General features: G+C 42.0%; 26 protein-coding genes. 9 read left to right on the top strand and 17 right to left on the bottom strand.

All coding sequences use genetic code 11. The features are described 5' to 3' along the window. Positions 1-111: 111 nt before the first annotated feature. The 4 genes from LXF01_RS01070 (at position 112) to LXF01_RS01055 (ending at position 2,999) form a co-directional block, all read left to right on the top strand. The gene (locus LXF01_RS01070; RefSeq protein ID WP_233944915.1) at positions 112-1,560 is read left to right on the top strand and encodes a leucyl aminopeptidase; all 1,449 of its coding nucleotides are present in this window, start codon (positions 112-114) and stop codon (positions 1,558-1,560) included. Next, positions 1,553-1,960 carry a DNA polymerase III subunit chi gene (locus tag LXF01_RS01065; protein ID WP_078189457.1) on the top strand — a complete coding sequence of 136 codons (408 nt, stop codon included), beginning with the start codon at positions 1,553-1,555 and terminating at the stop codon, positions 1,958-1,960. The genes LXF01_RS01070 and LXF01_RS01065 overlap by 8 nt, the downstream gene beginning before the upstream one ends. Positions 1,961-1,999: 39 nt before the next feature. After that, positions 2,000-2,638 (top strand): cell division protein BlhA, encoded by a 639-nt coding sequence (gene blhA / locus LXF01_RS01060; protein WP_233944912.1) that lies wholly within the window; start codon positions 2,000-2,002, stop codon positions 2,636-2,638. A gap of 142 nt (positions 2,639-2,780) precedes the next feature. Further along, complete coding sequence (locus LXF01_RS01055) at positions 2,781-2,999, top strand: hypothetical protein (protein WP_078189459.1); 219 nt, start codon at positions 2,781-2,783, stop codon at positions 2,997-2,999. Between the two features lie 62 nt (positions 3,000-3,061). Here the strand turns inward: LXF01_RS01055 and LXF01_RS01050 are convergent, their stop codons facing one another. From LXF01_RS01050 to glnK, 7 genes are all read right to left on the bottom strand, one after another. After that, positions 3,062-3,607, bottom strand: a complete 546-nt coding sequence (locus LXF01_RS01050; protein ID WP_111884846.1) for a VTT domain-containing protein — start codon at positions 3,605-3,607, stop codon at positions 3,062-3,064. 112 nt (positions 3,608-3,719) lie between these two features. After that, positions 3,720-4,379, bottom strand: coding sequence for a riboflavin synthase (locus LXF01_RS01045; protein ID WP_078192598.1), 660 nt, complete (start codon positions 4,377-4,379; stop codon positions 3,720-3,722). A gap of 33 nt (positions 4,380-4,412) precedes the next feature. After that, positions 4,413-5,705, bottom strand: coding sequence for a DNA adenine methylase (locus LXF01_RS01040; RefSeq protein WP_078189462.1), 1,293 nt, complete (start codon positions 5,703-5,705; stop codon positions 4,413-4,415). Beyond that, positions 5,702-6,805, bottom strand: coding sequence for a bifunctional diaminohydroxyphosphoribosylaminopyrimidine deaminase/5-amino-6-(5-phosphoribosylamino)uracil reductase RibD (gene ribD, locus LXF01_RS01035; RefSeq protein ID WP_233944910.1), 1,104 nt, complete (start codon positions 6,803-6,805; stop codon positions 5,702-5,704). Before ribD ends, LXF01_RS01040 begins: the two co-directional genes overlap by 4 nt. A 36-nt stretch (positions 6,806-6,841) precedes the next feature. Next, positions 6,842-7,300, bottom strand: coding sequence for a transcriptional regulator NrdR (gene nrdR / locus LXF01_RS01030; protein ID WP_067763170.1), 459 nt, complete (start codon positions 7,298-7,300; stop codon positions 6,842-6,844). A 138-nt stretch (positions 7,301-7,438) separates the two neighbouring features. Continuing rightward, entirely contained in the window at positions 7,439-8,830 is a 1,392-nt protein-coding gene (locus tag LXF01_RS01025) for an ammonium transporter (protein ID WP_078189464.1), read from the bottom strand. A gap of 61 nt (positions 8,831-8,891) precedes the next feature. Continuing rightward, positions 8,892-9,230, bottom strand: a complete 339-nt coding sequence (glnK, locus tag LXF01_RS01020; protein ID WP_067763174.1) for a P-II family nitrogen regulator — start codon at positions 9,228-9,230, stop codon at positions 8,892-8,894. Positions 9,231-9,508: 278 nt separating this feature from the next. Here glnK and LXF01_RS01015 point away from each other — a divergent pair, with 278 nt between their 5' ends. Together LXF01_RS01015 and LXF01_RS01010 are read left to right on the top strand one after the other, a co-directional pair. Further along, positions 9,509-9,736: an accessory factor UbiK family protein gene (locus LXF01_RS01015; protein WP_078189551.1), complete on the top strand. Its 228-nt coding sequence runs from the start codon at positions 9,509-9,511 to the stop codon at positions 9,734-9,736. A gap of 66 nt (positions 9,737-9,802) precedes the next feature. Next, positions 9,803-11,293: a YifB family Mg chelatase-like AAA ATPase gene (locus LXF01_RS01010; protein WP_233944909.1), complete on the top strand. Its 1,491-nt coding sequence runs from the start codon at positions 9,803-9,805 to the stop codon at positions 11,291-11,293. Between the two features lie 43 nt (positions 11,294-11,336). Here the strand turns inward: LXF01_RS01010 and LXF01_RS01005 are convergent, their stop codons facing one another. Next, the gene (locus tag LXF01_RS01005) at positions 11,337-12,068 is read right to left on the bottom strand and encodes a TorF family putative porin (RefSeq protein WP_233944907.1); all 732 of its coding nucleotides are present in this window, start codon (positions 12,066-12,068) and stop codon (positions 11,337-11,339) included. Between the two features lie 396 nt (positions 12,069-12,464). Further along, on the bottom strand, positions 12,465-13,241 hold the full coding sequence (locus LXF01_RS01000) for a TorF family putative porin (RefSeq protein WP_233944905.1): 777 nt from the start codon (positions 13,239-13,241) through the stop codon (positions 12,465-12,467). Positions 13,242-13,956: 715 nt separating this feature from the next. Between LXF01_RS01000 and LXF01_RS00995 the strand changes: the two genes are divergently transcribed. After that, on the top strand, positions 13,957-15,291 hold the full coding sequence (locus LXF01_RS00995) for an OprD family outer membrane porin (protein WP_180039912.1): 1,335 nt from the start codon (positions 13,957-13,959) through the stop codon (positions 15,289-15,291). Between the two features lie 103 nt (positions 15,292-15,394). On the opposite strand, the gene ppa is transcribed toward LXF01_RS00995, so the two are convergent. Continuing rightward, positions 15,395-15,931 carry an inorganic diphosphatase gene (ppa, locus tag LXF01_RS00990; RefSeq protein WP_078189469.1) on the bottom strand — a complete coding sequence of 179 codons (537 nt, stop codon included), beginning with the start codon at positions 15,929-15,931 and terminating at the stop codon, positions 15,395-15,397. 115 nt (positions 15,932-16,046) lie between these two features. Then, positions 16,047-16,445 (bottom strand): MAPEG family protein, encoded by a 399-nt coding sequence (locus tag LXF01_RS00985; protein WP_078189470.1) that lies wholly within the window; start codon positions 16,443-16,445, stop codon positions 16,047-16,049. A gap of 108 nt (positions 16,446-16,553) precedes the next feature. On the opposite strand from LXF01_RS00985, the gene LXF01_RS00980 reads away from it, so the two are divergent. Beyond that, positions 16,554-16,943, top strand: coding sequence for a hypothetical protein (locus tag LXF01_RS00980; protein WP_180049881.1), 390 nt, complete (start codon positions 16,554-16,556; stop codon positions 16,941-16,943). Between the two features lie 58 nt (positions 16,944-17,001). Here the strand turns inward: LXF01_RS00980 and LXF01_RS00975 are convergent, their stop codons facing one another. From LXF01_RS00975 to LXF01_RS00950, 6 genes are all read right to left on the bottom strand, one after another. After that, positions 17,002-18,681 carry a long-chain-fatty-acid--CoA ligase gene (locus tag LXF01_RS00975; RefSeq protein WP_180024224.1) on the bottom strand — a complete coding sequence of 560 codons (1,680 nt, stop codon included), beginning with the start codon at positions 18,679-18,681 and terminating at the stop codon, positions 17,002-17,004. Between the two features lie 149 nt (positions 18,682-18,830). Then, a complete protein-coding gene (gene parC, locus LXF01_RS00970) occupies positions 18,831-21,050 on the bottom strand; it encodes a DNA topoisomerase IV subunit A (protein ID WP_180039910.1) in 2,220 nt (739 codons plus the stop codon). A 163-nt stretch (positions 21,051-21,213) separates the two neighbouring features. Beyond that, positions 21,214-22,533: a niacin transporter NiaP gene (gene niaP, locus LXF01_RS00965; protein WP_180153332.1), complete on the bottom strand. Its 1,320-nt coding sequence runs from the start codon at positions 22,531-22,533 to the stop codon at positions 21,214-21,216. Between the two features lie 144 nt (positions 22,534-22,677). Beyond that, positions 22,678-23,322 carry a trimeric intracellular cation channel family protein gene (locus LXF01_RS00960; protein WP_078189475.1) on the bottom strand — a complete coding sequence of 215 codons (645 nt, stop codon included), beginning with the start codon at positions 23,320-23,322 and terminating at the stop codon, positions 22,678-22,680. A 59-nt stretch (positions 23,323-23,381) separates the two neighbouring features. Next, positions 23,382-23,849: a YchJ family protein gene (locus tag LXF01_RS00955; RefSeq protein WP_233944904.1), complete on the bottom strand. Its 468-nt coding sequence runs from the start codon at positions 23,847-23,849 to the stop codon at positions 23,382-23,384. 133 nt (positions 23,850-23,982) lie between these two features. Beyond that, complete coding sequence (locus LXF01_RS00950) at positions 23,983-25,554, bottom strand: TerC family protein (protein ID WP_233944902.1); 1,572 nt, start codon at positions 25,552-25,554, stop codon at positions 23,983-23,985. 320 nt (positions 25,555-25,874) lie between these two features. Between LXF01_RS00950 and LXF01_RS00945 the strand changes: the two genes are divergently transcribed. Continuing rightward, a complete protein-coding gene (locus tag LXF01_RS00945) occupies positions 25,875-26,495 on the top strand; it encodes a TIGR00730 family Rossman fold protein (RefSeq protein ID WP_078192607.1) in 621 nt (206 codons plus the stop codon). The last annotated feature ends 64 nt before the right edge of the window (positions 26,496-26,559 follow it).

Here is a 26,559-nt window from a genome sequence, read left to right as displayed (position 1 = left end):
CGAATGTAGAAAATATAAAACCTATACCCTTGTTGCTCATTGAAACTCTATTCATATAAATGTTTCAATGGTTTAATGGTTTATAAATTTAAAAAGGCATAAATACCGCACATGAAACTTTCTATTAATACGTCATTCCAAGCGAATGCGTCCAGCCAATATTTGTTGATATTAGTAGATTCTGAGCACGTTAAAAATGCAGCTACTTCATATCAAATCAATGATTTAGATAATTTAATTGACGCGACTCAATTTAAAGCAGCACTCAATGAAAGCCTGCCTTTGGTGGCGAACATTGCCACTTGTCGCAATAGCGCACTTTTAGGCCTCGGCAAAGTTGCTGAATTACAGGTCAATAAATTTGCAAAAATTGCACAAACCATTATTAAAGCGTCACAAAAAAAATTCAAACAGATCAGTGTCGATATCTCTGCTCTACCACAAGAACAACATTATTTATTTGCACTTAGCCTGACGCAAGCGGCTTATGCATTTGATGAATACAAGTCTAAGAAAAATGAATTTGTTTTGGAGCAGATCCATTTAATCGCTACTGAAAGTCCATTAACCACTGCACAGCTTGAATTAATTTCTGCAGTGCAATCAGGTCAAAGTTTTACTCGTGACTTAGGTAACCGTCCGGGCAATATCTGTTTCCCTGAATATTTAGCCGAACAAGCTCAAGCACTTGCAGCTGAATTCCCAGATCAACTCAAAGTGACTGTACTCGATGAACAGCAAATGGCTGATCTCGGTATGGGTGCATTCCTTGCTGTGAGCAAAGGTTCTGACCGTCCAGGCCGTATTATTACCATCGAATACCTTTCAAACCGTGAAGAAGCACCTGTGGTGCTTGTTGGTAAAGGTGTGACTTTTGATACTGGTGGTATCTCACTTAAACCGGGTGCAGGCATGGACGAAATGAAATTCGACATGTGCGGTTCTGCATCAGTTTTGGGTACCATCCGTGCGCTGTGTGAAGCGAAATTACCAATTCATGTTGTCGGCGCAATTGCTGCTGCAGAAAACATGCCGTCTGGTCATGCCACTCGCCCGGGTGACATCGTGACAACCATGAGCGGTCAAACCGTTGAAATTCTAAATACCGATGCCGAAGGTCGTTTGGTTCTGTGCGATACCTTGACCTATGTAAAACGCTTTAACCCTGCACTGGTGATTGATATTGCAACCCTCACTGGTGCATGTGTTGTGGCATTGGGTTCAGTCCTTACTGGTATGTTCACTCCTGATGATGAACTTGCGGCTGAATTGACTGCTGCAGGTCAACATAGCTTTGACCGCGTATGGCGCATGCCCGTAATTGAAGATTATCAAGAACAACTTGATTCTCCATTTGCAGATATTGCCAACATTGGTGGTCCAAAAGCAGGTTCTGTAACCGCTGCATGTTTCCTTCAACGCTTTACGCGTGAATATCGTTGGGCGCATTTAGACATTGCTGGTACTGCATGGAACTCAGGTGCAAATAAAGGCGCAACAGGTCGTCCTGTGCCATTATTAATGCAATTCTTAGCGAATCGTGCTCAAGCGAATGGCTAAAGTTAGCTTTTATTTATTTGAAAAAAGTCCTGAACGACAAGTCGAAAGCACTTGTCGTTTATGCCGTAAGATCCTGCGTCAGCCTGTACGTATTTGGCTACATTGTGCTGACCCAGACTTACAGCAACAACTTGATGAACGCCTGTGGAGTTTCGATCACACAGGTTTCATTCCCCATGGTATCGATCAAGCCGAGGCAACGGTCTGTATTTCTGCCCAATTGCCTGAGCAAGCCGACTGGATTGTGTTTAATTTTAACGATCAAGCACTTGAACAGTTCGCGAGTTTTAGTCACATTATCGAAATTATTGAAAATAACGAACCCGCTAAAATTATCGGGCGTGAAAAATATAAACAATATCGACGTTTGGGCGTTCAACCACAGACCCATAAACTTTAACGTGATATTGGTTTTACCCTATTTGCAAGGAGATGCACCATGGCATTGAATGTCGGTCCAGACTTTAAACAGCGCTGGTTAAAAGTACCTGAAGCTATTCGTCAGACCTTTATTGATGACCTTGGCCGCGTTTGCGATGTACTCAATCCCAGTACAGACATTCAACAATGGCTGGTCAATGACCAACAGCAACAGCAAGTGTCTTTTGACAAAATTGAGTCTGCTTATGAAGATTTGAAAGCACAGCTGATTGAAGATGCTCGTATTCGCAAACAATTGGCTTTAGAAAAAGCCTTAGAAGAAAAACGTGAAGCTGAACAAGCCTATGCAGAACAGCTGAGACGCGACGAAGAGTTACGCTTTGATGCACAAACGCAAGCGCTCACCATGATGCAGCATAATCTTGATCGTGAAGTACAACACTATGCCGCTCGCTATCATAAAAACCCTGAAACCAGTTTAGCGGGATTAAGTCAAAGCTTATCGGTCAGCGAAGGACAGATGTTGTCAGAACTCGAAAGTGTACGCGTGCGTTTGGAACTTGAAGCAGAAACGCAAATCGAGATGGCCGTCAGTGATTTCCGTGCAAAATTGAAAGCAGCCGCACAAGAAGAAATTTACTATATCTTAGAAAACTCTAATTTTTCGACAGAATCTACATCGTCCCAAGCATCTTAAGCTGTCGATCGAAATCTGGTCACTGTCATTAAACTGACATGTATTTGCAACATGATGTTCATATGGCTGAAGCATTGTCCCTCAAAATACAATGCTTCAGTCATCCTAAAAATATAATCATGCATCCAGATGGGAATTCAATATGGACATCATTCACCAGATTACCCAGAAAATATCCTCTCTATCTGCTGGAGAACAATGGGACATTCGTGCCAAAGATCTTTGGCTGAGTCATTCAGACTTTCACAGTATTTCGGTTTATCTCAGCCGGGAATCAGAAAAAGGTGGTTTTAGCATTCAGCAACTGCCCCACAGCTCGATTTTTCAAACCCTTGATGTAGTGACCGTTACAAAACACTAAGTGGTCATCTACTCCATAAAAAAAGCCCACAACTGTGGGCTTTTTTTATGTCTAAGTTTGGCTTAGACCAAATCTGCAACTGCAGAAACGGTATGTCCTAGGAAATAACCGATACCGAGTAATAATCCAATCCAGATGAAACCACCTAGCACGTTATAGAACATAAATGTGCCAAGGTTCATGCGTGCAGATCCAGCAGCAAAAGGCGCAAAAGAACGTACAAAGGGTACAAAGCGTGCGACTAAAATCGTTTTACCACCATGCTTCATAAAATATTTATTGGTTTTGACCATATATTCGGGCTTAAAGTAACGTGTGTGCTTATTAAAGTACTTAATGCCTAGCACGCTGCCCGTGTAGTAATTGACGCAGTAGCCCAAGACTGATGCGACAAATAACATCAGCCCCATGGTGTGTAAATGCACCACTTCCGTTGTTGAGCATAATGCGCCGATGGCAAGCAACAGGCTGTCTCCTGGCAGGAAGAACATAAATACTGAACCCGTTTCTGAAAATATCACCAGAAATAAAATGGCATAAATCCACACACCATAATTTTCCAATAACATGGGTAACCACTGTTCCAGATTCAGTAAGAAATCAATCATTATCACCTGTCTGATTATTCATCATATATGTCATACCGCGACGCATTATCACCAAAAATAAAAAAACAGTCTAATTTTTCAATCAGACTGTTTGGTTTTCTTCGGTATCAACTTATTTCAAGAAGCCATTTTCAGCGAGAAAATCTAAGCTAATTTTAGATTGCGCTGTGGTCTCAGCGGCTTTATCGCCGAGCAATAAACGCTCAATATAACGTGCTAAAACATCCACTTCCAAGTTCACTTTCGCCCCAGCTTTCCACGTACCGATATTGGTTCGTTCAGCCGTGTGCGGAATTAAATTTAAGCTCAGCACATTGCCACGTAAATGGTTAATTGTCAGGCTAATACCATCCACGGTCACAGAGCCTTTTTCCGCTAAATAGCGTGCAATTTCTTTCGGTGCGGTAACTTCAAAATAAATTGAACGTGCATCTGAACGAACTTGAGTGATTTCACCCACTGCATCGACATGACCACTGACAATATGTCCACCAAAACGCGTGGTCGGCAACATGGCTTTTTCCACATTTACTGCCTGCCCTGCTTTCCAGTGTTCCAAAGTGGTCCGATTTAAACTTTCACGTGATACATCAGCTGCATACCAATTGCTACCAAAGTCAATCACGGTTAAGCAAATGCCATTGGTGGCAATCGAGTCCCCCAAATGCACATCCGACATGTCTAAATCTGTCTGGATACGCAAGCGGACATCGCCACCCACGTTTTGAATGCTTTCAACTTTACCTAGACTTTCAATAATGCCTGTAAACATGTTCAATCCCTGAAAAATATGGGGCGATGATTTTTACCACAAATCAAGTTGCGTGCTCACGCCAGAGGTATCGACACCACCTAATTCTGCAAAATGGTGCAATTGACTCAACAACTGACGGATTGGTGGACCTGATTTGGCATGCGTATCCGTGATGACAATAAACTCTAGTACGCGTGCACGTTCAGACTGACGCTGCTTACTCACGCGGTAACGTGGTACATCTTGCGTCAATAAGCTTACTCGGCCACGTTTTAAATTGGCTTGTAACAAATCTGTGGCGCTGATATTACCATCGGTTGAATAGCTCGTCAGGATGTAACGTGCATTGATGGTTTCTAATAATTTTTCATAAGCTTCTTTCGCATGCTTGGAAGAATTATACGGACTTGGACGTTCTTTACGCCATGCACGGTCGATTCCGCTCTTAAAGCCTTTGGTGTCTGGTGTTGGTAAATCCACCTGATCCCATAACGTTAAGGCATTCAACACATGGTAGTTACTGCTATAAGCATGTTGGTTATATGGTGGATCGAGATAAGCCACATCTACTTCAAAGCCGCTCATTTGATTGGCCAAATGCTGTGCGTCGACACACCACATTTCAGCGGCGGGTTTTTTCGGATCACCAATTTCACAAAAACGACTTGGGGTCAGCCATAACAATGAACCGATACGATCTAAGGCTGCTTGGGTTTTACCGCCCCAACCATGATGGAAACTTTTAAATACACCGCTGGTATTGCTGACAAAACTTGCTGAATACAATAACGGCGCTAACAAAGCACTCATTTCCACATCATCAATCGCGCCTTGAGCTTGCCAAGTTGCAATTTGCTGACGAATCGCATCGATACGCATACCGTTACGGCGTTTAAAGAATAAACGGTCACGTGCAGGATCGTAGATTTCATCATTACGTGGACACAAGTTATGGGTCACCCAACCTTTCACTTCTGGCAAACGGTTCAGATAATCGATGGCTTTTTGATAGCCACCCAACTCTTTAAACGCTGGTGCTTCAACACAAGAGAGAATCGCGCTGTTCAAGGCATGGCTGTAGGGTTCCCAGTCATTGGCAATAACACGATAGCCGTTTTGACGTGCCAACCGTGACACTACACCCGAACCTGCAAAAAAGTCAGCAAATATCGGCGCACGACCATCTTCGCGTTTTAAGGTTCCCGTTTGCTCAAGTGCTTCTAAAATCAGATGTAATAGACGGCGTTTGTTTCCCAAATAAGGAACCAACTGATGGAAAAGATATTCGTCTGTGGTACGAGCCGCATGACGACGTTTGTGATAAACCGTAGACTCTGAATTCATAGCGTCTCTTGAGAAGGGATTAACCTTAAGCGGATGTCATCACCCAATTGAGTGACATCTTTCAGCTTAAATCGAAGCTGCTCTGCCATGCGGTCAAATTCCGCATTAAACATCGCACGTGCTGACTGACCCAACAAGGTCGGTGCAACATAACTGATCATTTCATCGATCAAATGTTCTTGTAAGAAAGCGGTCGAAAGTGTCGCACCGGCTTCCACAAGTACATCATAAATTTGGAACTGTTGAACGCATGCTGCTAACAGATCGGCCAAAGGCTGAATTTCAAATTGTACCACGCCCAAGTCAGCAAGTTCCTGACGATATGGCCCCATGACCATCACGGTTTCAGGTTGCTGCAATATTTTTGCGCTTAATGGCAAGCGGCCTTGACGATCTAGCACGATACGTTTCGGCTGAACCACGCTTTGCATATCAACAGCATCATCGAGTTGACGTACGTTGAGTAAGCAATCATCGGCTAATACCGTTTCAATCCCAGTGATTACGGCACCGGAGATTGCACGCCAATGCTGTACATCTTGTCGCGCCATTGCACCCGTAATCCATTTAGATTCACCCGAGGCCATGGCAGTACGCCCATCTAGGCTCGATGCGACTTTGAGCCGAACATAAGGCATGCCCGTCGCCATGGCTTTTAAAAAGCCCAAATTCAATTGATGTGCTTCTGCTTGACAAATACCCGTAATCACTTCAATGCCAGCATCACGTAGGATTTGTACACCTTTACCCGCAACCAATGGGTTGGGATCGGGACATGCCACAACGACTTGAGCGACACCTGCTTCTACCAAGCCTTTGGCACAAGGTGGCGTACGTCCATAGTGTGCACAAGGCTCCAAAGTCACATAAGCGGTTGCGCCACGAGCGGCCTCACCTGCATCACGCATTGCAAAGACTTCTGCATGTGGCTGACCCGCTTTTGGATGAAAGCCTTCACCAACCAATTGACCGTCTTTGACAATCACACAGCCCACGTTGGGATTGGGACGAGTGCTGTATTGCCCCTGCTGTGCCAATGCAATTGCACGCCGCATCCACTGTTGATGCTGCTGCAACGTCACTTGATCTAACTCAGACATGTAATCACTCATGATAAAAATTGAAGCTGATGTGCATTAGTGCTCACGCTGCTGCATTTGTTCAATTTGACGACGAAAAGCTTCTACATCTTGGAAGTCTTGATACACAGAAGCAAAACGTACATAAGCCACATGATCTAAAGCAAACAATGACTGCATGACAATTTCACCAATGGTGCGTGATTTCACATCACGTTCACCCAAACGGCGAATTTGCAATTGAATATCACTGAGTACTGTTTCAATTTGCTCTTGCGTTACTGGACGCTTTTGCAAGGCATGCATGAGCGAGCGGCGGAGCTTGGCTTCATCAAACGGTTCACTCTTTGAATCCGACTTGATGACACGCGGCATCACCACTTCATAGCTTTCAAAAGTGGTAAAACGTTCACCGCAACTAATACATTCACGGCGGCGGCGTATCTGACAGCCTTCAGCAGCAAGACGTGAGTCAATCACTTTACTGTCTTCAGCGTTGCAAAATGGACAATGCATAGCGGTTAAATTGAACAAATCCGAATGGATTTAGAGTGTAGCAAAAATTTTGAAATTTGTAGAGCTTTACGCTAGATATGGAAAAAAAACAGCCCTTTCGGGCTGTTTTACACAATATATTGATTTACTGTGATCTTATTATTCTACACGTTCGCCATGTTGACTTAAGTCTAGACCCATACGTTCGTCATCAGCTTCAACACGGATGCCAATCACTAGATCAATCACTTTCAAGATAATGAATGTCATCACAGCTGAGTAAGCAATTGTCGCTAGTACACCTTCGACTTGAACCCATAATTGATGCATTAAGTTGCTCGGTGCTTTATCACCCATGATGAATTCGCTAGCAAAGAATGCTGTAAGGATCGCACCCACGATACCACCGACACCATGTAGACCAAACGCATCCAAAGAGTCATCCGCTTTCAACGCACGTTTCAGCGCAGTAATCCCCCAGAAGCAAACCACACCACCGATCAGACCCATCGCTAAAGCGCCGCCAACGGTTACGAAACCTGCCGCAGGTGTAATCACCACAAGACCTGCTACCGCACCAGAAGCACCGCCCAAGACAGACGCTTTACCACGAACCACTTTTTCAGTAATTAACCATGCCACTGCTGCTGCCGCTGCTGCAACTTGTGTTACCACCAATGCATAACCAGCGGAACCATTTGCACCCAGTGCAGAACCACCGTTGAAACCGAACCAACCTACCCATACAAGGCTTGCACCGATGACGGTTAAAGTTAGGTTATGTGGCGCCATTGATTCACGGCCAAGCCCCATACGTTTACCAAGCATGTACGCTGCAACAAGACCCGCAACACCTGAGTTGATGTGAACAACCGTACCACCCGCAAAATCAAGCGCACCGTCGTTACCTAACCAACCACCGCCCCATACCCAGTGGGTAATTGGTGCATAAACCACGACACTCCAAATTGCGATGAAGGCAACGAAAGCACCGAATTTCATACGTTCTGCAATCGAACCGCTAATAATGGCAACGGTAATGATGGCAAATGTCATTTGGAAAATAACAAAAAGAATCTCTGGAATCGTACCTGACAAGGCTTCTGTGGTGATACCCGACAACATAAATTTGTCTAAGCTACCGATAAAGGCATTACCTTCACCAAATGCTAAGGTATAACCCACAATCACCCACGTTAAGCTCACGACACCTGCCGCAACAAAACTGTGTGCCATGGTGCTGAGTACATTTTTCTTACGGACCATACCGCCGTAAAATAATGCTAAACCGGGAATTGTCATGAGTAAAACAAGTGCAGTGGACACTAAAATCCATGCTGTATCACCTGTATCGAGCTTAGGCTCTTCTTCTGCAGGTGCTGGCGCTGCTTCAACTGGAACTGCAGCTTCTGTTGTATTTAGCGTTGTTGTATTTGCAGTATCAACTACTGTGACTTCTTCTGTAGGTGCTGTTGCGCTTTCTTCAGCCCACGCAACAGAACCACCTAAAAGTGCACTGGACAAGCCGAGTGCAATTAGCATCTTTTTCATTCGTATCCCCCGACCTGATTTTCTGAGTTATTAGCTACTCAGCAAACTTCATGCCAATTTTTTAAACGGCATCTGCACCTGTTTCACCAGTACGGATACGGATGACTTGTTCCAGATTGCTTACAAAAATTTTACCGTCGCCAATTTTTCCTGTGCTTGCAACACGAGTAATTGATTCAATTACGGTATCGACCATTTCATCACTGATTGCGATTTCGATTTTTACTTTTGGTAAGAAATCAACCACATATTCAGCACCACGATAAAGTTCAGTGTGACCTTTCTGGCGACCGAAGCCTTTAACTTCAGTGACAGTGATCCCTTGAACACCATTTTCAGAGAGTGCTTCACGCACGTCATCTAATTTAAAAGGTTTTACAATTGCAGTTACGAGCTTCATGTTTTGTTTTCCTTCGGCTTATTTCACCTGTAAGGTTTTATGTTCAATTTTCATGCCAATATGACTACAGTCGGGGGAAAATAGTCAGCCCAGCATGAGATTTCTTTATAACCTATTTTATACGGATAATCTTGCGTATGCTTATAAAAATAGACGTTTTTACTAGAAGAATTACGATTTTACTGATCGATTAAACGCATATTTAAATGAAAGCACTATGGTCATGAATGTGGCGATGTTAAACTGCTGCCACCAAATCACTGAGGATGGTCTAAACAATGATTGAAACCTTATTACAAGCGATATTAGAACAAATCGATCAGCCGAAAAAAGACGTCGAACATAATCTTCGCAGCTTACTCAATGAAGCTGTGAGCAAAATGGATCTCGTGTCGAAAGAAGAAATCGAACGCCAACGTACTGCACTGAATAATGCCAATTTACGTTTAAATGAATTGTTGAAACACGTCGAAGAACTCGAACAAAAAATTCAGAACAAAAAATAAGCACCTTTTTAGTGCAACAAAAGACGCATAACGATTAAAAATAATGCACCATAACGGAACAATAATATGTCTTTTGCCAAAATCTATACTCGGGGTTTGCTCGGCTTAAATGCACCCCAAATTGAAGTTGAAGTTCATGTCAGCCAAGGCCTACCTTCATTGACCATTGTGGGCCTACCTGAGGCCGCTGTCCGTGAAAGTAAAGACCGTGTCCGCTCTGCGATTATTAATAGCGGCTTTCAGTTTCCGACCAAACGTCTGACCATTAATCTAGCACCCGCAGATTTACCCAAAGATGGTTCACGTTTAGATCTCGCCATTGCTTTAGGGATTCTGATCGCGTCGGGACAACTTCCTGAAAATGCAGCAGATGGCTTTGAATTTATTGGAGAATTGGCACTTGATGGTTATTTACGACCTGTCAGTGGCATCTTAAGTATAGCCATTGCCTGTCAGCATATCGGGCATCATCTGATTCTACCGGCACTCAATGCCGATGAAGCGGCGCAACTGCCGGAGTTCCATGTTTTTCCTGCACAGCATCTTAAGGATGTATGTGAACATTTGAGTCGTTCGGCCTTAATCAGTAGCCATCCCTCGACATCGTCAACCAATCAACTCAGTTACCCTTTTGATTTATCTGATGTGAAAGGTCAACTCAGACCACGTCGTGCTTTAGAAATTGCAGCGGCTGGCGGTCATTCTCTACTATTTCGGGGTCCACCGGGCACAGGCAAAACTCTACTCGCCTCGCGTTTGCCCAGTATTCTGCCCCCCTTAGATATGCAAGAAAATTTGCAAGTCGCGAGTATTTATTCCATTGCAGGTGCAAATCATCATTTTGGGCAGCGTCCATTTCGTGCGCCACACCATACCGCATCTGCGATTGCCCTCGTCGGTGGAGGATCAAATCCTAAACCGGGTGAAATCACCTTGGCACATTTAGGAGTTTTATTTTTAGATGAGCTGCCTGAATTTGATCGAAAGGTGTTGGAGGTGTTACGGCAACCACTCGAATCCAAAGAAATTGTGATTTCACGGGCTTCTCGTCAAATCACCTTCCCTGCAAATTTTCAACTAATTGCGGCGATGAATCCTTGCCCATGTGGCTATGCCTTTAACCAAGACAGCCGCTGTCAATGTAGTGCTGAAAGTATTAAACGCTATCAAAACCGTATTTCAGGTCCATTATTAGATCGAATTGACTTACATATAGATGTCCCGCCACTGGCAGCGCATGAATTACAAAGTTCGCAAGAGGTTGAAAGTTCAAGTGCGGTTAGGCATCGTGTTATACAAGCTTATGCGTTACAAATAGAACGTCAGCAAAAATCCAATATGGCGCTCACGCCTACGCAATTGGAGCAACAAGCAGTTTTGGATGCTACTGCACAGAATATTTTACAGTTAGCCCAGCAACGAATGAATTTATCTGCGCGCGCCTATCATCGCGTATTACGTGTGGCTAGAACCATTGCCGACTTGGCTCAAAGTGAACACATTCAAGCTCAACACGTTTCTGAAGCACTGTCCTATCGAAGCCAACTCAATGCTTAAACAAATGGCGACCCTAGGTCGCCATTTTTAATGCTTTTTAAAATTAGAATTCATATTTCAAGCCAAATACGACTTTATTCTTTTGTTTTTCATCCAGACGGTCATAACCACCCACAATATAATCCATATTTACGCTCGCACCAGTGTCACCCAATGGATGACTTAAACCTGCTGTAAAATGACGGAAGCCAAAGTCTTCAGTGGTTTCTACAAATTCGTCATCATCACCATATGCATATAGACCCAATGAAGTATTTAGCGTGAAATCTTTTGGCAATGCATAGCTGTAGCTACCTAAGATATACGTATCGCCCTTGTTACCCCAAGTCGTATTTTGCGTTAAGGTTTGAGCAGTTATGCTAAAGTCTTTGTAGTTCAATCCTAAAAGTGTTTCGAAACCATCTGAATCAACATCCGATTCATAGTAGTAATAATACGTACCACCGACGGTATAACCTAAATCTTCAGTAATTTTGCCGTTATAACCTGCATAAAAGTCATGTTCAAAAGAATCACGACCTTCTTCACCAAGTGCATAATCTAAGGTTGAACCCCAGTAACCTGCATAGAAGCCTGACGCATGGCTATAGTCCAAACCACCTTGAATAGTTGCGCCGCTATTTTCAGGCACATTGGTAATACCACGTAAATTATAGCTAGACAGTACGCCGATATTTCCGGATACAGAATGCTCAGAAGCAGGTGCTTCAGCAAAAGTAAACATCGATGCTGCTCCTAGTACAGCGATTGATAAAGCTTTAAGTGCAAATTTCATGGTTTGTTCCCCCACATCGTGCGACGACGTATTTTTTGGTTATTTCGTTGAACTCAATGAGGTATTAGCAAGCGCTGTGCCATGTTTAAAAATAAGCGCATATTTTTTTTATAAAAGTCACCATTTTGGTTTATGAAAAACCAATATATTACTGTTTTTATTTATTATTTTTTAATTATCCTATTTAGCCTTTTTTCTCTTTAATTTATTTTAGAATGCAGATTTTCATCTATTTAGATTATTTAAATCTTCAGGTTGATAGTTGTAACAGGATTTTTAAAATGCGCTTTTTTGAGTATATTTTTTCAACACCGATCTCAAAAATGCATAAAAAAAGTGCACAATCACCATTATGCACTTTCAAGAATATGACCGAATACGATCAACTGGTTAATGTTAGAAAGAATAGGTCAATCCAACCACAACGTTATCGTCTAATTGCTCACCTTCACGATCTTTACCGCCCCATACATAGTCAGCAGCAATTTCAAATCCAGTATCTGCAATCGGTTTACTCAAGCCCAAACGTGCTTCAGTGAACACCACATCTTCTGTGGTTGTTAATAGGCTGTCATCACGACTGTCATTAAAAACAGAAACGCCGAGCGATGAATTTAATGAAACATCATAAGGTAATGCATAGCTATAAGCAGCATTCAGATATACATCACCTGCGTTGCCATAATTAACATCAGACAACAATACAGCCATGCTTGCAGTTAAATCTTTATAACTAATGTCCTGAATAAATTCGACGCCTGTCGTGCGACGCTTTTCAGATCGGTCGTCGTTATAAACAGAACCTCCACCTTGATAGACATAAGCCATCACTTGTGATTTATATCTCCAATCTTCATTCAGTTCACGTCCATATCCGACATAGAAATCATGTTCAAAACCATGCGATTGACTGTCGTCCGTAGGATCATAGTTGAGTGTAGAACCCCAATAGCCCGCGAACAGCCCACTGTTGTGTGCATATTCAAGTCCGGCTTGTAATGCCGCTTGATCATTTTCTTCACTCGCACGGTACACATATTTGTTTACCACGCCCAGACTTCCAGACCAATTCCCTTGTGCAGTTGTGGCTTGTTCAGTTTGTTCTGCAAATGCAGGGACTGTACCTAGGGTCACTAAAATACTTAAAATTGCTTTTTTATAAAATTGAATCATGTTTAGTCCCCACATCGGATCGATTGTGGATTGGGTTGAGTAAAATTTAGCGCCGATTTTAATCGATTTTACGGCACTGTATAGCCCTTTTTTCTTATTTTGATAAATTAAATCATTTAAAAACAAAGGTGAGATTATATAAAACAGTAAAAACTAAGGTGTTGATTCATAAAATATCTTTTATCCAATTCGAGTATTTAAAAATAATTTAATTCCTTCATTCATATGTATTTATCACGGTTTATATCACCTTTTTTTTAATTGTATTTTTATGGAAGATATTACTTATTACAGAGCCATGTTCACGATCTATTTTTGAAAAACAAGCCAAGATTGCTTGCTTTGACTGGACATAGAAATCGTCCCCCTCAACTATTTTTATAATTTTCGATCAAAAGCCAACTTTGTATTCAGCACAAAATGTGCGATAAGAATGATAATAAATCAGCAAGTTAAATGAAAGTTTTTACCATTTTTTATATTTTTTTATGATAAGTAATGAATAAACTTCTCTTTAGATTGATATATATTCAATTTAAATAAACTATTTGTTAAACAACAATAACATACGAAACATTTGCTTATTACAGATTGACCGATGATCTGAATGTTTTCTAACTTTAGTGTAATAAGCGCATTAAAAATAGTGATTTTTTTAAGAAAAAATATACAATCGCACTACATATTAACCAAATTTGCATGAGGCTCTCTCCCAATGCTTAAAGCTCAACAACTAACACTTGCAGTATTAGTAAACGCTGCTCTTATTTCTACTGCTTTTGCTAGCGAACAAAGTGAATCTAAAGGCTTTGTGGAAGATGCCGAAGGCTCTGTATTGTTCCGTACAGGTTACATCAACCGTGACAAAACCAATTACATTGACAATGATACTAGTGCAGTAAAACGAGTAACAGATACCAGCTCAGCTGCTCAGTCTGCGATTGTAAAACTTGAATCTGGTTTTACAAAAGGTATTATCGGTTTTGGTGTAAATGTTACTGGCGATGCTTCATTCAAATTAGGCAGCAATGATAATGCTGGCAATGGCATGATTCCGCTTCATAACGGCGGAGCTAAAGATGCAAATGGTGATGTAGACGCCTATGACCATTGGGCGCGTGGCGGAGCTAGCGTTAAAGCACGAGTATCAAATACAACTGTTGAATACGGTACCCAAGTTCTAGATCTTCCTGTACTTGCGTCTAATACCGCACGTATGGTTCCAGAATATTTCACTGGTGTTCTTGCGAAAAGCCGTGAAATTGAAAATCTAGAATTGGTTGCTGGTAAATTCACAGAGAATCAATATTCAGATCAAATCAATACTGATGGCCGTCATCTAGATAATGCAATCGTTTGGGGTGCAAAGTACAAATTTAACGATCAGCTTAATGCATCTTACTATGGCTTAGACAGTGAAGATGCGCTTGAACGTCACTACATCAATGCAAACTACACATTGCCTTTAGCTGAAAAACGCTCATTAAATGTAGACTTCAATGGCTACCATACTGAATGGGACGAGCAAGCTGGAACTTATTCTTCAACAATTGGTAATAAAAATGTTGACGGCCGCAGCAATAGCATCTGGTCTCTTGCAGGTACATTAAACCAAGGCGCTCACTCAGTCATGCTGGCTTACCAACAAAATACAGGCAACACTGGTTATGACTATGGCGAAAATGCTGATGGCGCACAGTCAATCTATGTAGCTAACTCATACTTATCTGACTTTGTGGGGAACCATGAAAAATCGGCACAAGTTCAATATAACTTAAACTTTACTGATTATGGTGTGCCAGGCTTGAACTGGACTTCTGCATTCGTTTATGGCTGGGATATTAAAGTCAACAATTCAGCAAAAGAAGGTCAAGAGCGCGAATTCTTTAACCAAGTGAAATATACTGTTCAATCTGGTTTTGCTAAGGACGCAAGCTTACGTGTACGTCATTCTTACTACCGCGCAAGTGATAACTACCAAGCTGGTAACTATATCGGTGATACAAACGAATGGCGTTTATTCTTAGACATCCCTGTGAAATTATTTTAATTTCGCAGCTACTCTAAGATAGCGAAAAAAAACCTGCACACTGTGCAGGTTTTTTTTATGAGCATCGTTTTCATATAAAAACGATGCTCAGCTTAAAACAATATTATTTGTTCGCAGCTTTGTAAGCTTCAATTGAGCTAAGTACTTCTTGTTTCGCAACATCAGCACCTTCCCAACCACTTAACTTAACCCATTTACCAGGCTCTAAGTCTTTGTAGTGTTGGAAGAAATGTTCAATTTGATTGATCAATAATGCAGGAAGATCTGTATATTCTTGAACATCTTTATAAAGCGGAGTCAATTTGTCGTGTGGAACAGCAACGAGTTTTGCGTCAACACCACCGTCATCTTCCATGTTCAATTTACCAACAGGACGGCAACGAATTACAGAACCTGGCTCTACTGGATGTGGAGTTACCACAAGTACGTCTAGTGGGTCACCATCCAAAGATAATGTATTTGGAACATAACCATAGTTCGCTGGGTAGAACATTGCAGTACCCATGAAACGGTCTACAAATAACGCATCAGAATCTTTATCGATTTCGTATTTGATTGGTGCTGCATTTGCAGGAATTTCAATAATGACATAGATGTCGTTTGGTGCATCTTTACCCGCTGGGATATTGCTGTAGCTCATAGCATCACTCTTTAAACAAAGTTAAATCTTTTAATCCGGCACAATTATAACGGTTTTATCGCTTTTTTTGTGATTTTAGCGATCATGCTGATAATTTAATCATCAAGCAGAACATTTAGCTTAATTTAATGACCAATAACATCAGGCAAATTGGGCATAACATCGACAAAGTCCAAATGATTGAACGTAAAGTTGCCCAATTGGCTAAATAACATAGCCCATAAATAACGCGTAAAACGAGATAGGCAATCCCAAAGGTCATGATGTATTGTTGATGAATCACCATGTATTCGGCCATTAGAATAGCCGCAATAAATAAAGGTAAACTTTCAAAACTATTTTGCTGCACTGCATGTGCGCGGCTCGCCAATCCTGTAGAACGCGCTAAAACTTCACGTGGATTTTGATTATCACTCGACTTAAAACCTGCAGCTCGCTTCGCAATAAATGTAAATACATATGGCAGTAAACAAGCGGCCAAAATGAGATAGATGATCCCACTGATGCTGTGCATGTGTTTTTTCTCAGGAAGATTTTTATGGCTGCTATAATACCATGGCATTTCGTGAATAATTTTTGTTAAATATAGTGTTTTTATAATCGGCAGATGAAAGGATCCTCTATGAGTACTTCTGATCAAGATCAATTATTTGAAGTTCTTGAAGAGCAAAAACGCCATCAGCTTCGCGTCGATCGTGTTTTAAAAATTGTCATTCCTGTGACTGCATTTTTACTTGCTGTGATCTGTGCCAACTTAAATGTATGGTCGACTGTTTTCAGCTTTGTCATAATGTGGATTGCATTCTATGCAGTTTCCATCAAGCAACTTCCCCTTTGGCATTGGGTCATTGTCATTGCACTATATTGTTTAGTCGACAATATTTTAACCTATGGCAGCTATAACCAATCTGGCTTTAGTCGTCAGTTCGGCGCGATGTTTATCTTCTTAGGTGTTTTTGGAGTAGGACGTCGCTACTTTGATCGCTGGTCGATGAATAAAGGTAATCTTTAATGATCTAAATTAAAAGCGATAAAAAAAGCGCCCGAAGGCGCTTTTTTTATGCATCATATTATGCTGTTTTACGCAAATCTTTACGTAGAATCTTACCAACATTCGATTTTGGTAATTCATCCATAAATTCAACATAACGTGGGCGTTTATAGCCAGTTAAGTTTTCTTTTGCGAATGCCAAAACTTCTTCAGTCGTTAAAGATGGATCTTTTTTCACAACGAATAATTTAGGTACTTCACCTGATTTTTCATCAGGAACACCAATCGCAGCAACTTCTAGTACTTTTGGATGTTTTGCAACAACTTCTTCAATTTCAGAAGGATAAACGTTGAAGCCAGACACCAAAATCATGTCTTTTTTACGGTCTACAATCTTCACATAACCGCGTGGATCCATGACACCAATGTCACCTGTACGGAAGAAACCGTCCGCCGTCATTACTTTGGCAGTTTCATCTGGACGGTTCCAATAGCCTTTCATGACTTGAGGACCACGAATCGAAATTTCACCTTGCTCACCTTGAGCAACTTCATTGCCATCATCATCTAAAATAGCAACTTCAGTCAGTGGCAATGGAATACCAATCGTACCGCTAAATTCCATTGATGCTGGAGGGTTTGCTGTTGCAACAGGTGAAGTTTCTGATAAACCATAACCTTCGATGATATTGGTACCGGTAACTTTCTTCCACGCTTCTGCAGTCGAAGGAAGTACTGCCATACCACCACCCATCGCCATTTTTAGCTTGCTGTGGTCAAGTTGCTTGAACTCTTCATTGTTCACCAAAGCATTAAACAAAGTGTTCACTGCTGGGAAGAATGAAGGTTGGTATTTACGTAATTCTTTCATTACCGCAGGTAAATCGCGCGGGTTAGGAATCAATACGTTCGCCTGACCTTTGTACATACCGTAAAGTGCACACACCATAAATGCAAAGATGTGATACAGCGGTAATGCACAGAAGATACGATCATCTGGCTGACCATCTTGCTGACCAAATTTACTTTGGAAAATACCATCACACTGCAACATGTTTGACACAAGGTTACGATGGGTCAATTCTGCGCCTTTAGATACGCCAGTTGTGCCACCGGTATACTGAAGCACTGCAGTATCACTTAAAGTTAAGTTTGGACGTTTGTAATTGTTTGCACTCACTTTAGACATTGCTGCATTAAAGCGAATATGACCTGGAATGTTCCAAGCTGGAATTTGTTTACGTACTGAACGTAATACAAAGTTAACCAATGTACCTTTCAGCGTACCAAGCATGTCACCCACAGATGCCACGATCACGTGTTTTACTGGGGTTTTACCAATAATCGCTTGGTAAACAGATGCAAAGTTTTCAATGATAACCAATGCCTCTGAACCAGAGTCATTTAATTGATGTTCAAGCTCACGAGAGGTATACAATGGGTTCACGTTGACCAATACCAGTCCAGCACGGAATACACCTAATGCAACAACAGGATATTGAAGAACGTTAGGCATCATAACTGCAACGCGTGAACCTTTAGCCAAACCTAAGCTTTGCAAATAAGTTGCAAATTTACGGCTTGCTTCATCAAGTTCTTTAAAAGTTAAGACTTTATCCATGAAGATAAAGGCATCTCTTGAGCCAAACTTCTGAAAATTACGCTCAAAAATATCGACCAATGAGGTATTTTCTGCGGGTAATTCTACAGTTTCTGGAATCCCTGTCTTTTGGTATTCAGCGAACCAAATCTTTTCCATAACGCCCAATTCTCCTGTCGTAATCCTTAATAATCCAACTGTTTTTTTTCAATATTAAGCGGTCATTATTTAACTTGTTTGTGCTTAATATTGCATCCATTTCACGAATAACAGCATATATAACGTATTTCGTTCCATGGATGCTAGTATTATCTTTGAATGAACAGTTTATTTGCTTTTTGATATCCACGTGGTAACAACACGCCTTTCGATGCACGTTTACCCACATATTTTTGCAGATCGTCGCCTTTAAGCTTTAATTGTTGATTTCCTGCAAGCACTTGAATTATTTCATCTAAATTCAAAGTTGTCATGGATACAATTTGATCTTTTGCTTCAAGTTGTATCAATTTATTACCTTTACCCTTATTCAATACTGGTAATTCATCAAGTTCAACCAACAGCAAACGACCCGCAGAACTGAGGAGTGCAAGATGTGTTGCATTCTCAATCGCCGTTAAATTCATGACCGCCGCTCCTTCAGATAAACTAAGGAAGGCTTTACCCGCTTTTGCATTGGTATCGAGGTTTTTGGCTTGGGTTTTAAAGCCATAGCCTTTACTACTCATCGCCAAGACTTCTGTTTCATCTTCGGCAATAAACACTTGTTTAAAGCCGACACCACTTGCAGGTGCAAGTTTAGAACTCAGAGGCTCACCTAAACCACGCGCGGATGGCAAGGTATTGATGCCCAAAGCATAGCTTCGACCGGCATCATCTAATACATACACACGTTGATTCGATTTACCTTGCGCATGGCTGAGATATTGGTCACCTGCACGGAAATTTAAGTTCTCAGCATCGACTTCATGACCTTTCGCCGAGCGAATCCAACCCGCTTCAGACAACACCACAGTTACAGGATCTGCAGGAAGCATATCTTGTTCATTAATCGCATGGGCTTCTGCACGTTTCACAATTGGAGAACGGCGGTCATCACCAAATTTCTTCGCATCTTCTTTAAGTTCATTAATGATCAATGCTTTTAATGATTCAGGATTCGCCAATTGTTCACGAATAATGGCAGCTTTGGCTTCCAATTCTTCTTGTTCGCGGCGCATTTCCATTTCTTCAAGTTTTGCCAAATGACGTAACTTGAGTTCTAAAATCGCTTCTGCTTGAATTTCATCGATATTAAAATGCGTCATTAACACCGGTTTAGGCTGATCTTCTTCACGAATAATACGAATCACTTCATCAATATTCAGATAAGCAATGATCAAGCCTGCAAGTATATGTAATCGTTTTTCAATTTTATTCAGATGATAAGTCAAACGACGTGTTACGGTATTTTTACGGATTTCAATCCATTCCAACAAAATACGTCGGATCGATTTCACTTGCGGACGACCGTCAGCGCCAATCATGTTCATATTGACACGATAGCTCGACTCTAAGTCGGTGGTTGCAAATAGGTGACTCATCACCGATTCAGCATCAATACGATTCGAGCGCAGGACGATCACTAAACGTGTTGGGTTTTTATGATCTGACTCATCACGTAAGTCCGTGACCAATGGCAACTTCTTCGCCTGCATTTGATCTGCAATCTGCGTGATCACTTTCGAACCTGAAACCTGATACGGCAGCTCCGTAATCACGATTTCATTTTTCTCAATACTGTACACCGCACGAGTTCGATAACTACCGCGACCCGTGGTTTGAATTTTGAGTAATTCTTCTGGAGAAGTAATAATTTCCGCACGTGTAGGCAAATCAGGTGCAGGAATATATTCTGCGACTTTTTCATCGGTTAAATTAGGATTGCGAATTAAGGCGATGGTACCCTTCACCACTTCACGTAAGTTGTGCGGTGGAATATCGGTTGCCATACCCACAGCAATACCCGTTGTGCCGTTGAGTAAAATATTTGGAACACGTGCCGGTAAATTCACCGGCTCTTTCATCGAACCATCAAAGTTATCCTGCCAATCACAAGTCCCTTGTCCTAACTCAGACAATAATAAATCACTATAAGCAGACAGTTTTGCTTCGGTATATCGCATCGCTGCGAAGGATTTCGGATCATCTGGTGAGCCCCAGTTTCCCTGACCTTCAATAAATGGATAGCGATAACTAAACGGCTGCGCCATGAGTACCATAGCTTCATAACAAGCTGAGTCACCGTGAGGATGGTATTTACCCAGTACATCACCAACCGTACGTGCAGATTTTTTTGGCTTACCCGTTGGTTTTAGCCCGAGTTCGCTCATCGCATAGACGATACGACGCTGAACGGGTTTTAAACCATCACTGATATGTGGCAATGCACGATCCATAATCACGTACATGGCGTAGTTGAGATATGCTTGTTCGGTAAATTCTGCTACGGAACGGTTTTCTGTCGCATGATGCGCAAGGCTTGTCATAACAACCTGTAATCCTAAATTGTTCGTTCTTTATTGGGTTCTTATGCTATGTCGCAGGTGTCCCCTATACAAGGGGATGATCTAACACTCTGCGACAAATTGTGTCTTATGGCGTAAAAATATCCATTTTATTCACCATGATCAACTAAAAATTCAACAGTCTCTATAGACCAATGGATTCTAAAGTTTTGCCTTTGGTTTCCTCACCTAAAACCAAAATCACCACGGCAACTGCAATTAAGACTGCTGTAAACATCATAAAGACATAGCTAAAACCATGATCCATATCCATCATATGTGTCACAGCAAAAGGCGCGGCAATGCCCCCGATCCGACCAATGGCACCCGCCCAGCCCGAACCAAAGGCACGAATATTGGCCGGGTATTGTTCTGGTGTATAGGTATAAAGTACGCCCCAAGCACCGAGATTAAAGAAGGACATTAAACAGCCCCAAATCACAATCTCTGTCACACTGCCAGACTGACCGAAGAAATATGCCGAAATGGCACACATCCCAATGAAGCCCGCCAACGTAGCTTTACGACCTAATTTTTCGACCAACCATGCAGCTGCAATATAACCCGGTAATTGTGCCAAAATCATGACCAAAACATATTCAAAGGATTGAACAATGGTGTAGCCTTCTTTGACCAATAAGCTTGGTAACCATGTAAAAATACCGTAATAAGAAAAGACGATACCGAACCAAATGAGCCACAGCATTAAAGTACGACGTGCAAAAATCCCTGACCACAACTGTGAAAAACTGATATTGTGCTTTTCTGCAACCGGTTTGACCTCAAAAATTTCAACAACTTCTACACCACATTTGGCTTCAATCTTTTTCACCAATGCATGTGCTTCATTAAAACGTCCACGGTTGATTAAATAAGGCACCGATTCGGGCACCATTTTCCAAATCACGATTGCATATAACGCAGGAATACCGCCAATCAGGAATGCTGCATGCCAACCAAAATCCGGAATAATAAAGCGTGAGACCAACGCTGCAACCAACCAGCCCAGTCCCCAAAAACTTTCTAGTAAGACAATAAAACGTCCACGTACATGAGCCGGAATATATTCACTGACCAAAGTCACCGCGACTGGGAGTTGTCCACCTAAACCTAAGCCGACAATAAAACGAAATACCAACAACCAAGTTAGATTAGGTGCAAACGCACATGCAGCAGTGGCTAAGCTATAAATCACCAATGTCCATGCAAACACTGTTTTTCGGCCGAAGCGATCTGCCAGTCCTCCAGAAAACACCGCGCCAATCGCCATCCCAACAAAACCAATCGAGACCACCCAACTTTTATCATTTGGCGTCATGGCCCAATCTTCAGCCATTTTCGCTAAGATAAAGGAAATGAGTCCCGTATCCATGGCATCAAACATCCAGCCAAGGCCAATAACCCAAAGTAAAGTGTAGTGAAACTTACCGATGGGTAAGCGTTGTATACGTGAGACTAAGTCCATAACAAGATCTCTGAACTGGTGGAAGGATGAACACTGCTTTCCCAACAGGATGTATGATTTTGCGTTTTTTAGTATAGATCCATGCAAAAGACCGACCATTGATCCGTCTTTTTAGCATTTTAATGTGATGTTATAGCAACGCGGTTACGACAAATCTTTTGAAGATACCGACTGATCATCATCATCTTTATAAATGAATTTAGGCATTTCTAAGCCAAAGTAAATGGCGATCAGACGTAAGGTGAAACCGAAAATGAGCGTCGCAATGACGGTCAATTCTAGCGATAAGCCAATCTCAATGCAGAGCCAATAACAAATCACGGACACAAAAGAAATACTGGCATAAAGTTCACGGCGGAACACCAGTGGGACATCGTTACACAGGATGTCTCGTAAAATACCGCCAGAGACCCCAGTTAACACCCCTGCTACCGCAGAAACGACAAAACCATGTCCCATTTCTAAAGCGATTTGACAGCCAATAATGGTAAAACCAATGAGACCAAGGGCATCGAGAACCAAGAAGATATTACGAAGATGACGCATCCACTTTGCAATCAGGATGGTGACAAATGCAGCAAAGCAGGTCAGCATGAGATATTCTGGATGCTTAACCCAAGTCAGTGGATAGTGCCCAAGCAGCACATCACGAACCGAACCGCCCCCCAGTGCCGTGACACAGGCAATCAATGTTACCCCAAACCAGTCCATACTCCGCCGACCCGCAGACAATGCACCTGTCATTGCTTCTGCCGTGATTGCGATAATATAAATAACGGTAAGTAACATCGCCCTTCTTCCACTGAGGGTTGAGATGCGCGCTATTCTAAGCTAAATCTGCTCAAATGTTATAAAAATTGCGCACAACATTGTTTAAATTTTCGTCCAGAACCACAAATACACGGCTGCTTCATGGTGATTTTCATCTCTGTGGTCGGATCAAGGAAATACCAGCGCTGCTCGAACTTCACAAAGTGTGAAATTTCATGATGTACTTGCGCTTGCTGCCCATCGTGATAATGCGCTTTAAATTCAACTTGAGCATGGTTTTTATCGAGCTTTTCTTGGGCTTGTACCACCTCGAGCTTTAACCATTGATTGGCCTGACTCCACGCTGCAATGGCACTCACATCCAAGGCTTGCTGCTGTCCAATTGCAGTTGTTTGTACAATATAATCAATCTCATGTTGTGCAAATGCACTATAACGTGATCGCATCAACTGCTCTGCGCTCTGTGCATTTTCACGCCCCGTATGTAAGGGCTGACAACAGCTACCATACTCACCTTTGCCACATGGACATTGGACTTGTGACATGTTTGTTTCCATAAAAAAAAATAGCCTGACAATGCAGGCTATTTTAACGGATCTTTCCACACAATTTTCATCAGCAGTATGTGAATCAATATTGATCTATATAGATTAAGCTGAATGTTCTCTTGGCCTCAGCTTAATCTTCAGTTGGGATGGGAATGACATGCACTTTTTCGATCTTATGGCCATCCATTGTGACCACTTCAAAGATGTGTTCATCCGCTTTGAATTTTTCACCATTGGCTGGTAAACGGCCCAAATGAAATAAGATATATCCGGACAATGTCGAATACTGTTCAGCATCATCCACCAAGTCACGACCTAACAATAAAGATACATGACGAATGTCGGTTGAGCCATCGAGTAACAATGAACCATCATCGAGACTTTCTGCTGCCGTCTCTGGTTCATCTTCATCAGGGAACTCACCAGCAATCGCTTCTAAGACATCGATCGGTGTTGCAATCCCTTCAATTGAACCGTATTCGTTTAACACCAAAGCCATTTGCAACGGTGCTTGACGCAGTTGTTCCATCACCATCAAGACTTGTGCATTTTCATGCACCACCACTGGCTCACGGAGATGTTTTTCGAAATCGAGTACGCCCGTTTCAATATAGTCATTCATGACTTTATGAGTCAGTACCGCACCCGCAATATTGTCAAGCTCACCATGTGCCACAATTAAACGTGAATGCGTGGTACTGAGTAATTGAGCACGAATCGCCTCAGGTTCTTCATCTAAATCAATCCATTCCAGTTCAGGACGAGGTGTCATCACTGACTTTACTGGACGCTCAGATAAACCCAGTACCCCTTGTACCATGACACTGTGGTAAACCCCATTGTCTTCATCAAAGACTTCATCAGCAAAAGCACGTGTTGCAAGCACATCTTCATTTTCATTTTGATTGTCTGCAACATTTTTCCCACCGAGCATACGCATCACTGCTGAGGCTGTGCGATAACGTAAGTCTGTGGTTGTCACCATTTTTTCCTGATTATGACGCATGGTTTGGTTCAAGAACTCAATCATGACAGAGAAACCAATGGCCGCGTATAAGTAACCTTTTGGAATATGGAAACCAAAGCCTTCAACCAAGAGCGAGAAACCGATCATCATTAAGAAGCACAGGCACAGAATCACCACCGTTGGGTGACGGTTCACGAAGTTCATCAGTGGTTTAGATGCCCACAGCATAATGCCGACAGCAATAATGACCGCAATCATCATGACAGAAAGGTGTTTCACCATCCCGACAGCGGTAATCACGCTATCGAGCGAGAACACGGCATCGAGCACCACAATCTGCACAATCACCATCCAAAACGTCGCATGCACAGGATTTTCTTCCTTTAGCATGGGCTTGTTTTCAAGACGTTCACGCAGTTCCATGGTGCCTTTAAACAGTAAGAACACCCCACCAAACAGTAAAATTAGATCTCGACCGGAAAATGGATGGTCGAAAATATGGAACAGTGGGTTGGTTAGAGTCACCACCCATGCAATCGAGGCCAGTAAGACCAATCGCATACACAGTGCAAGCAATAAGCCGACAATCCGTGCAGTATTACGCTGTTCTGGCGGTAATTTTTCCGCAAGAATCGCAATAAAAACCAGGTTATCGATACCTAAAACAATCTCAAGCACCACCAGTGTCAATAAACCCACCCATGCAGATGGGTCGGACATCCATTCAAAGATCATAATTGTATCTCCTGAATGTTATTCACACGTGGATCATGCTGATTTGAAGATGAAATGCATTGGACATGCGCAAACGCTTTTAATGGCGTTCTTTCTAATATTTTGATGTGTGCTGAGTGACAACAACCACTACCCATGACGGTTCTTTAGCTTGAAATGAAGTTTTAAGTATAGCAAGTTAAGGTAAAAATTCACCCTTTTTTACCAAAGTACAATCTCAGTATGGAAGAATTTGAACCCAATGATGACATTAAATTGTCATATTTAGCTGCCAATGTAGTGTCATAAAAAATAACATGCTAAGGTAAAATTAAAACGTAATGAATAGCGGATTAAAAATGACAGAAAAACGTGGTAATCCTTCTCCTGCTACAACACAACCTTTAATCGCACTGTATTGCGGCTCCCGCTCTGGTAACAATCCAATTTATCAAGAAAAAGCCATCGCATTAGCGCAAGGCTTGGCTGAACATGGTTTTGGTCTGGTCTATGGTGGCGCCAGTATTGGCCTGATGGGTCAAGTTGCTGACGCTGTGGTCGATCATGGCGGCGAAGCTGTGGGTGTGATTCCTGAGTTTATGTTGGATTATGAAATTGCACATAATCATTTGACTGAATTACACGTCGTACGCAGTATGCATGAGCGTAAAGCCATGATGGCAGAACGTGCAAGTGCCTTTGTTGCTCTGCCCGGTGGTCTCGGTACATTCGAAGAAATTTTAGAAATCGCCACTTGGGGACAGTTGAATCAACACCAAAAACCGATGATGCTTTATAACGTCAATGGCTTCTATGATGCACTAATTGCACAATTAGACCATGCGGTCGCTGAAGGTTTCTTGCCGCCGCAGCATCGTGCCAAACTGATCGTATGTAATTCTTCGAAGCAGATCTTTAGCGCACTGAAAAATTTAGATTGCCCGAAAAATTTCGTGGTCTAACTGTATTTTAGATGTCAAAAAGGGGAATAAAGTATTCCCCTTTTTTTTATTGCTCGATGTTACT

Source organism: Acinetobacter sp. SH20PTE14, assembly GCF_021391555.1.
Lineage (GTDB): Bacteria > Pseudomonadota > Gammaproteobacteria > Pseudomonadales > Moraxellaceae > Acinetobacter > Acinetobacter amyesii.
Note: the sequence above shows the minus strand (reverse complement) of the source record. Positions and strands in the feature narration are given on the sequence as shown.

Excerpts from the sequence above, each read along its gene's own strand:
- nrdR (WP_067763170.1), bottom strand. The coding sequence starts at position 7,300 with ATGCATTGTCCATTTTGCAACGCTGAAGACAGTAAAGTGATTGACTCA.
- LXF01_RS01005 (WP_233944907.1), bottom strand. The coding sequence starts at position 12,068 with ATGAAATTTGCACTTAAAGCTTTATCAATCGCTGTACTAGGAGCAGCA.
- LXF01_RS00950 (WP_233944902.1), bottom strand. The coding sequence starts at position 25,554 with ATGATCTTTGAATGGATGTCCGACCCATCTGCATGGGTGGGTTTATTG.
- parC (WP_180039910.1), bottom strand. The coding sequence starts at position 21,050 with ATGACAAGCCTTGCGCATCATGCGACAGAAAACCGTTCCGTAGCAGAA.
- LXF01_RS00975 (WP_180024224.1), bottom strand. The coding sequence starts at position 18,681 with ATGGAAAAGATTTGGTTCGCTGAATACCAAAAGACAGGGATTCCAGAA.
- LXF01_RS00945 (WP_078192607.1), top strand. The coding sequence starts at position 25,875 with ATGAATAGCGGATTAAAAATGACAGAAAAACGTGGTAATCCTTCTCCT.
- LXF01_RS01070 (WP_233944915.1), top strand. The coding sequence starts at position 112 with ATGAAACTTTCTATTAATACGTCATTCCAAGCGAATGCGTCCAGCCAA.
- LXF01_RS01010 (WP_233944909.1), top strand. The coding sequence starts at position 9,803 with ATGTCTTTTGCCAAAATCTATACTCGGGGTTTGCTCGGCTTAAATGCA.
- LXF01_RS01025 (WP_078189464.1), bottom strand. The coding sequence starts at position 8,830 with ATGAAAAAGATGCTAATTGCACTCGGCTTGTCCAGTGCACTTTTAGGT.
- LXF01_RS00960 (WP_078189475.1), bottom strand. The coding sequence starts at position 23,322 with ATGTTACTTACCGTTATTTATATTATCGCAATCACGGCAGAAGCAATG.
- LXF01_RS01050 (WP_111884846.1), bottom strand. The coding sequence starts at position 3,607 with ATGATTGATTTCTTACTGAATCTGGAACAGTGGTTACCCATGTTATTG.
- LXF01_RS01055 (WP_078189459.1), top strand. The coding sequence starts at position 2,781 with ATGGACATCATTCACCAGATTACCCAGAAAATATCCTCTCTATCTGCT.
- blhA (WP_233944912.1), top strand. The coding sequence starts at position 2,000 with ATGGCATTGAATGTCGGTCCAGACTTTAAACAGCGCTGGTTAAAAGTA.
- LXF01_RS00980 (WP_180049881.1), top strand. The coding sequence starts at position 16,554 with ATGAGTACTTCTGATCAAGATCAATTATTTGAAGTTCTTGAAGAGCAA.
- LXF01_RS01065 (WP_078189457.1), top strand. The coding sequence starts at position 1,553 with ATGGCTAAAGTTAGCTTTTATTTATTTGAAAAAAGTCCTGAACGACAA.
- niaP (WP_180153332.1), bottom strand. The coding sequence starts at position 22,533 with ATGGACTTAGTCTCACGTATACAACGCTTACCCATCGGTAAGTTTCAC.
- LXF01_RS01040 (WP_078189462.1), bottom strand. The coding sequence starts at position 5,705 with ATGAATTCAGAGTCTACGGTTTATCACAAACGTCGTCATGCGGCTCGT.
- ppa (WP_078189469.1), bottom strand. The coding sequence starts at position 15,931 with ATGAGCTACAGCAATATCCCAGCGGGTAAAGATGCACCAAACGACATC.
- LXF01_RS01000 (WP_233944905.1), bottom strand. The coding sequence starts at position 13,241 with ATGATTCAATTTTATAAAAAAGCAATTTTAAGTATTTTAGTGACCCTA.
- glnK (WP_067763174.1), bottom strand. The coding sequence starts at position 9,230 with ATGAAGCTCGTAACTGCAATTGTAAAACCTTTTAAATTAGATGACGTG.
- LXF01_RS00995 (WP_180039912.1), top strand. The coding sequence starts at position 13,957 with ATGCTTAAAGCTCAACAACTAACACTTGCAGTATTAGTAAACGCTGCT.
- LXF01_RS01015 (WP_078189551.1), top strand. The coding sequence starts at position 9,509 with ATGATTGAAACCTTATTACAAGCGATATTAGAACAAATCGATCAGCCG.
- LXF01_RS00955 (WP_233944904.1), bottom strand. The coding sequence starts at position 23,849 with ATGTCACAAGTCCAATGTCCATGTGGCAAAGGTGAGTATGGTAGCTGT.
- ribD (WP_233944910.1), bottom strand. The coding sequence starts at position 6,805 with ATGTCTGAGTTAGATCAAGTGACGTTGCAGCAGCATCAACAGTGGATG.
- LXF01_RS01045 (WP_078192598.1), bottom strand. The coding sequence starts at position 4,379 with ATGTTTACAGGCATTATTGAAAGTCTAGGTAAAGTTGAAAGCATTCAA.
- LXF01_RS00985 (WP_078189470.1), bottom strand. The coding sequence starts at position 16,445 with ATGCACAGCATCAGTGGGATCATCTATCTCATTTTGGCCGCTTGTTTA.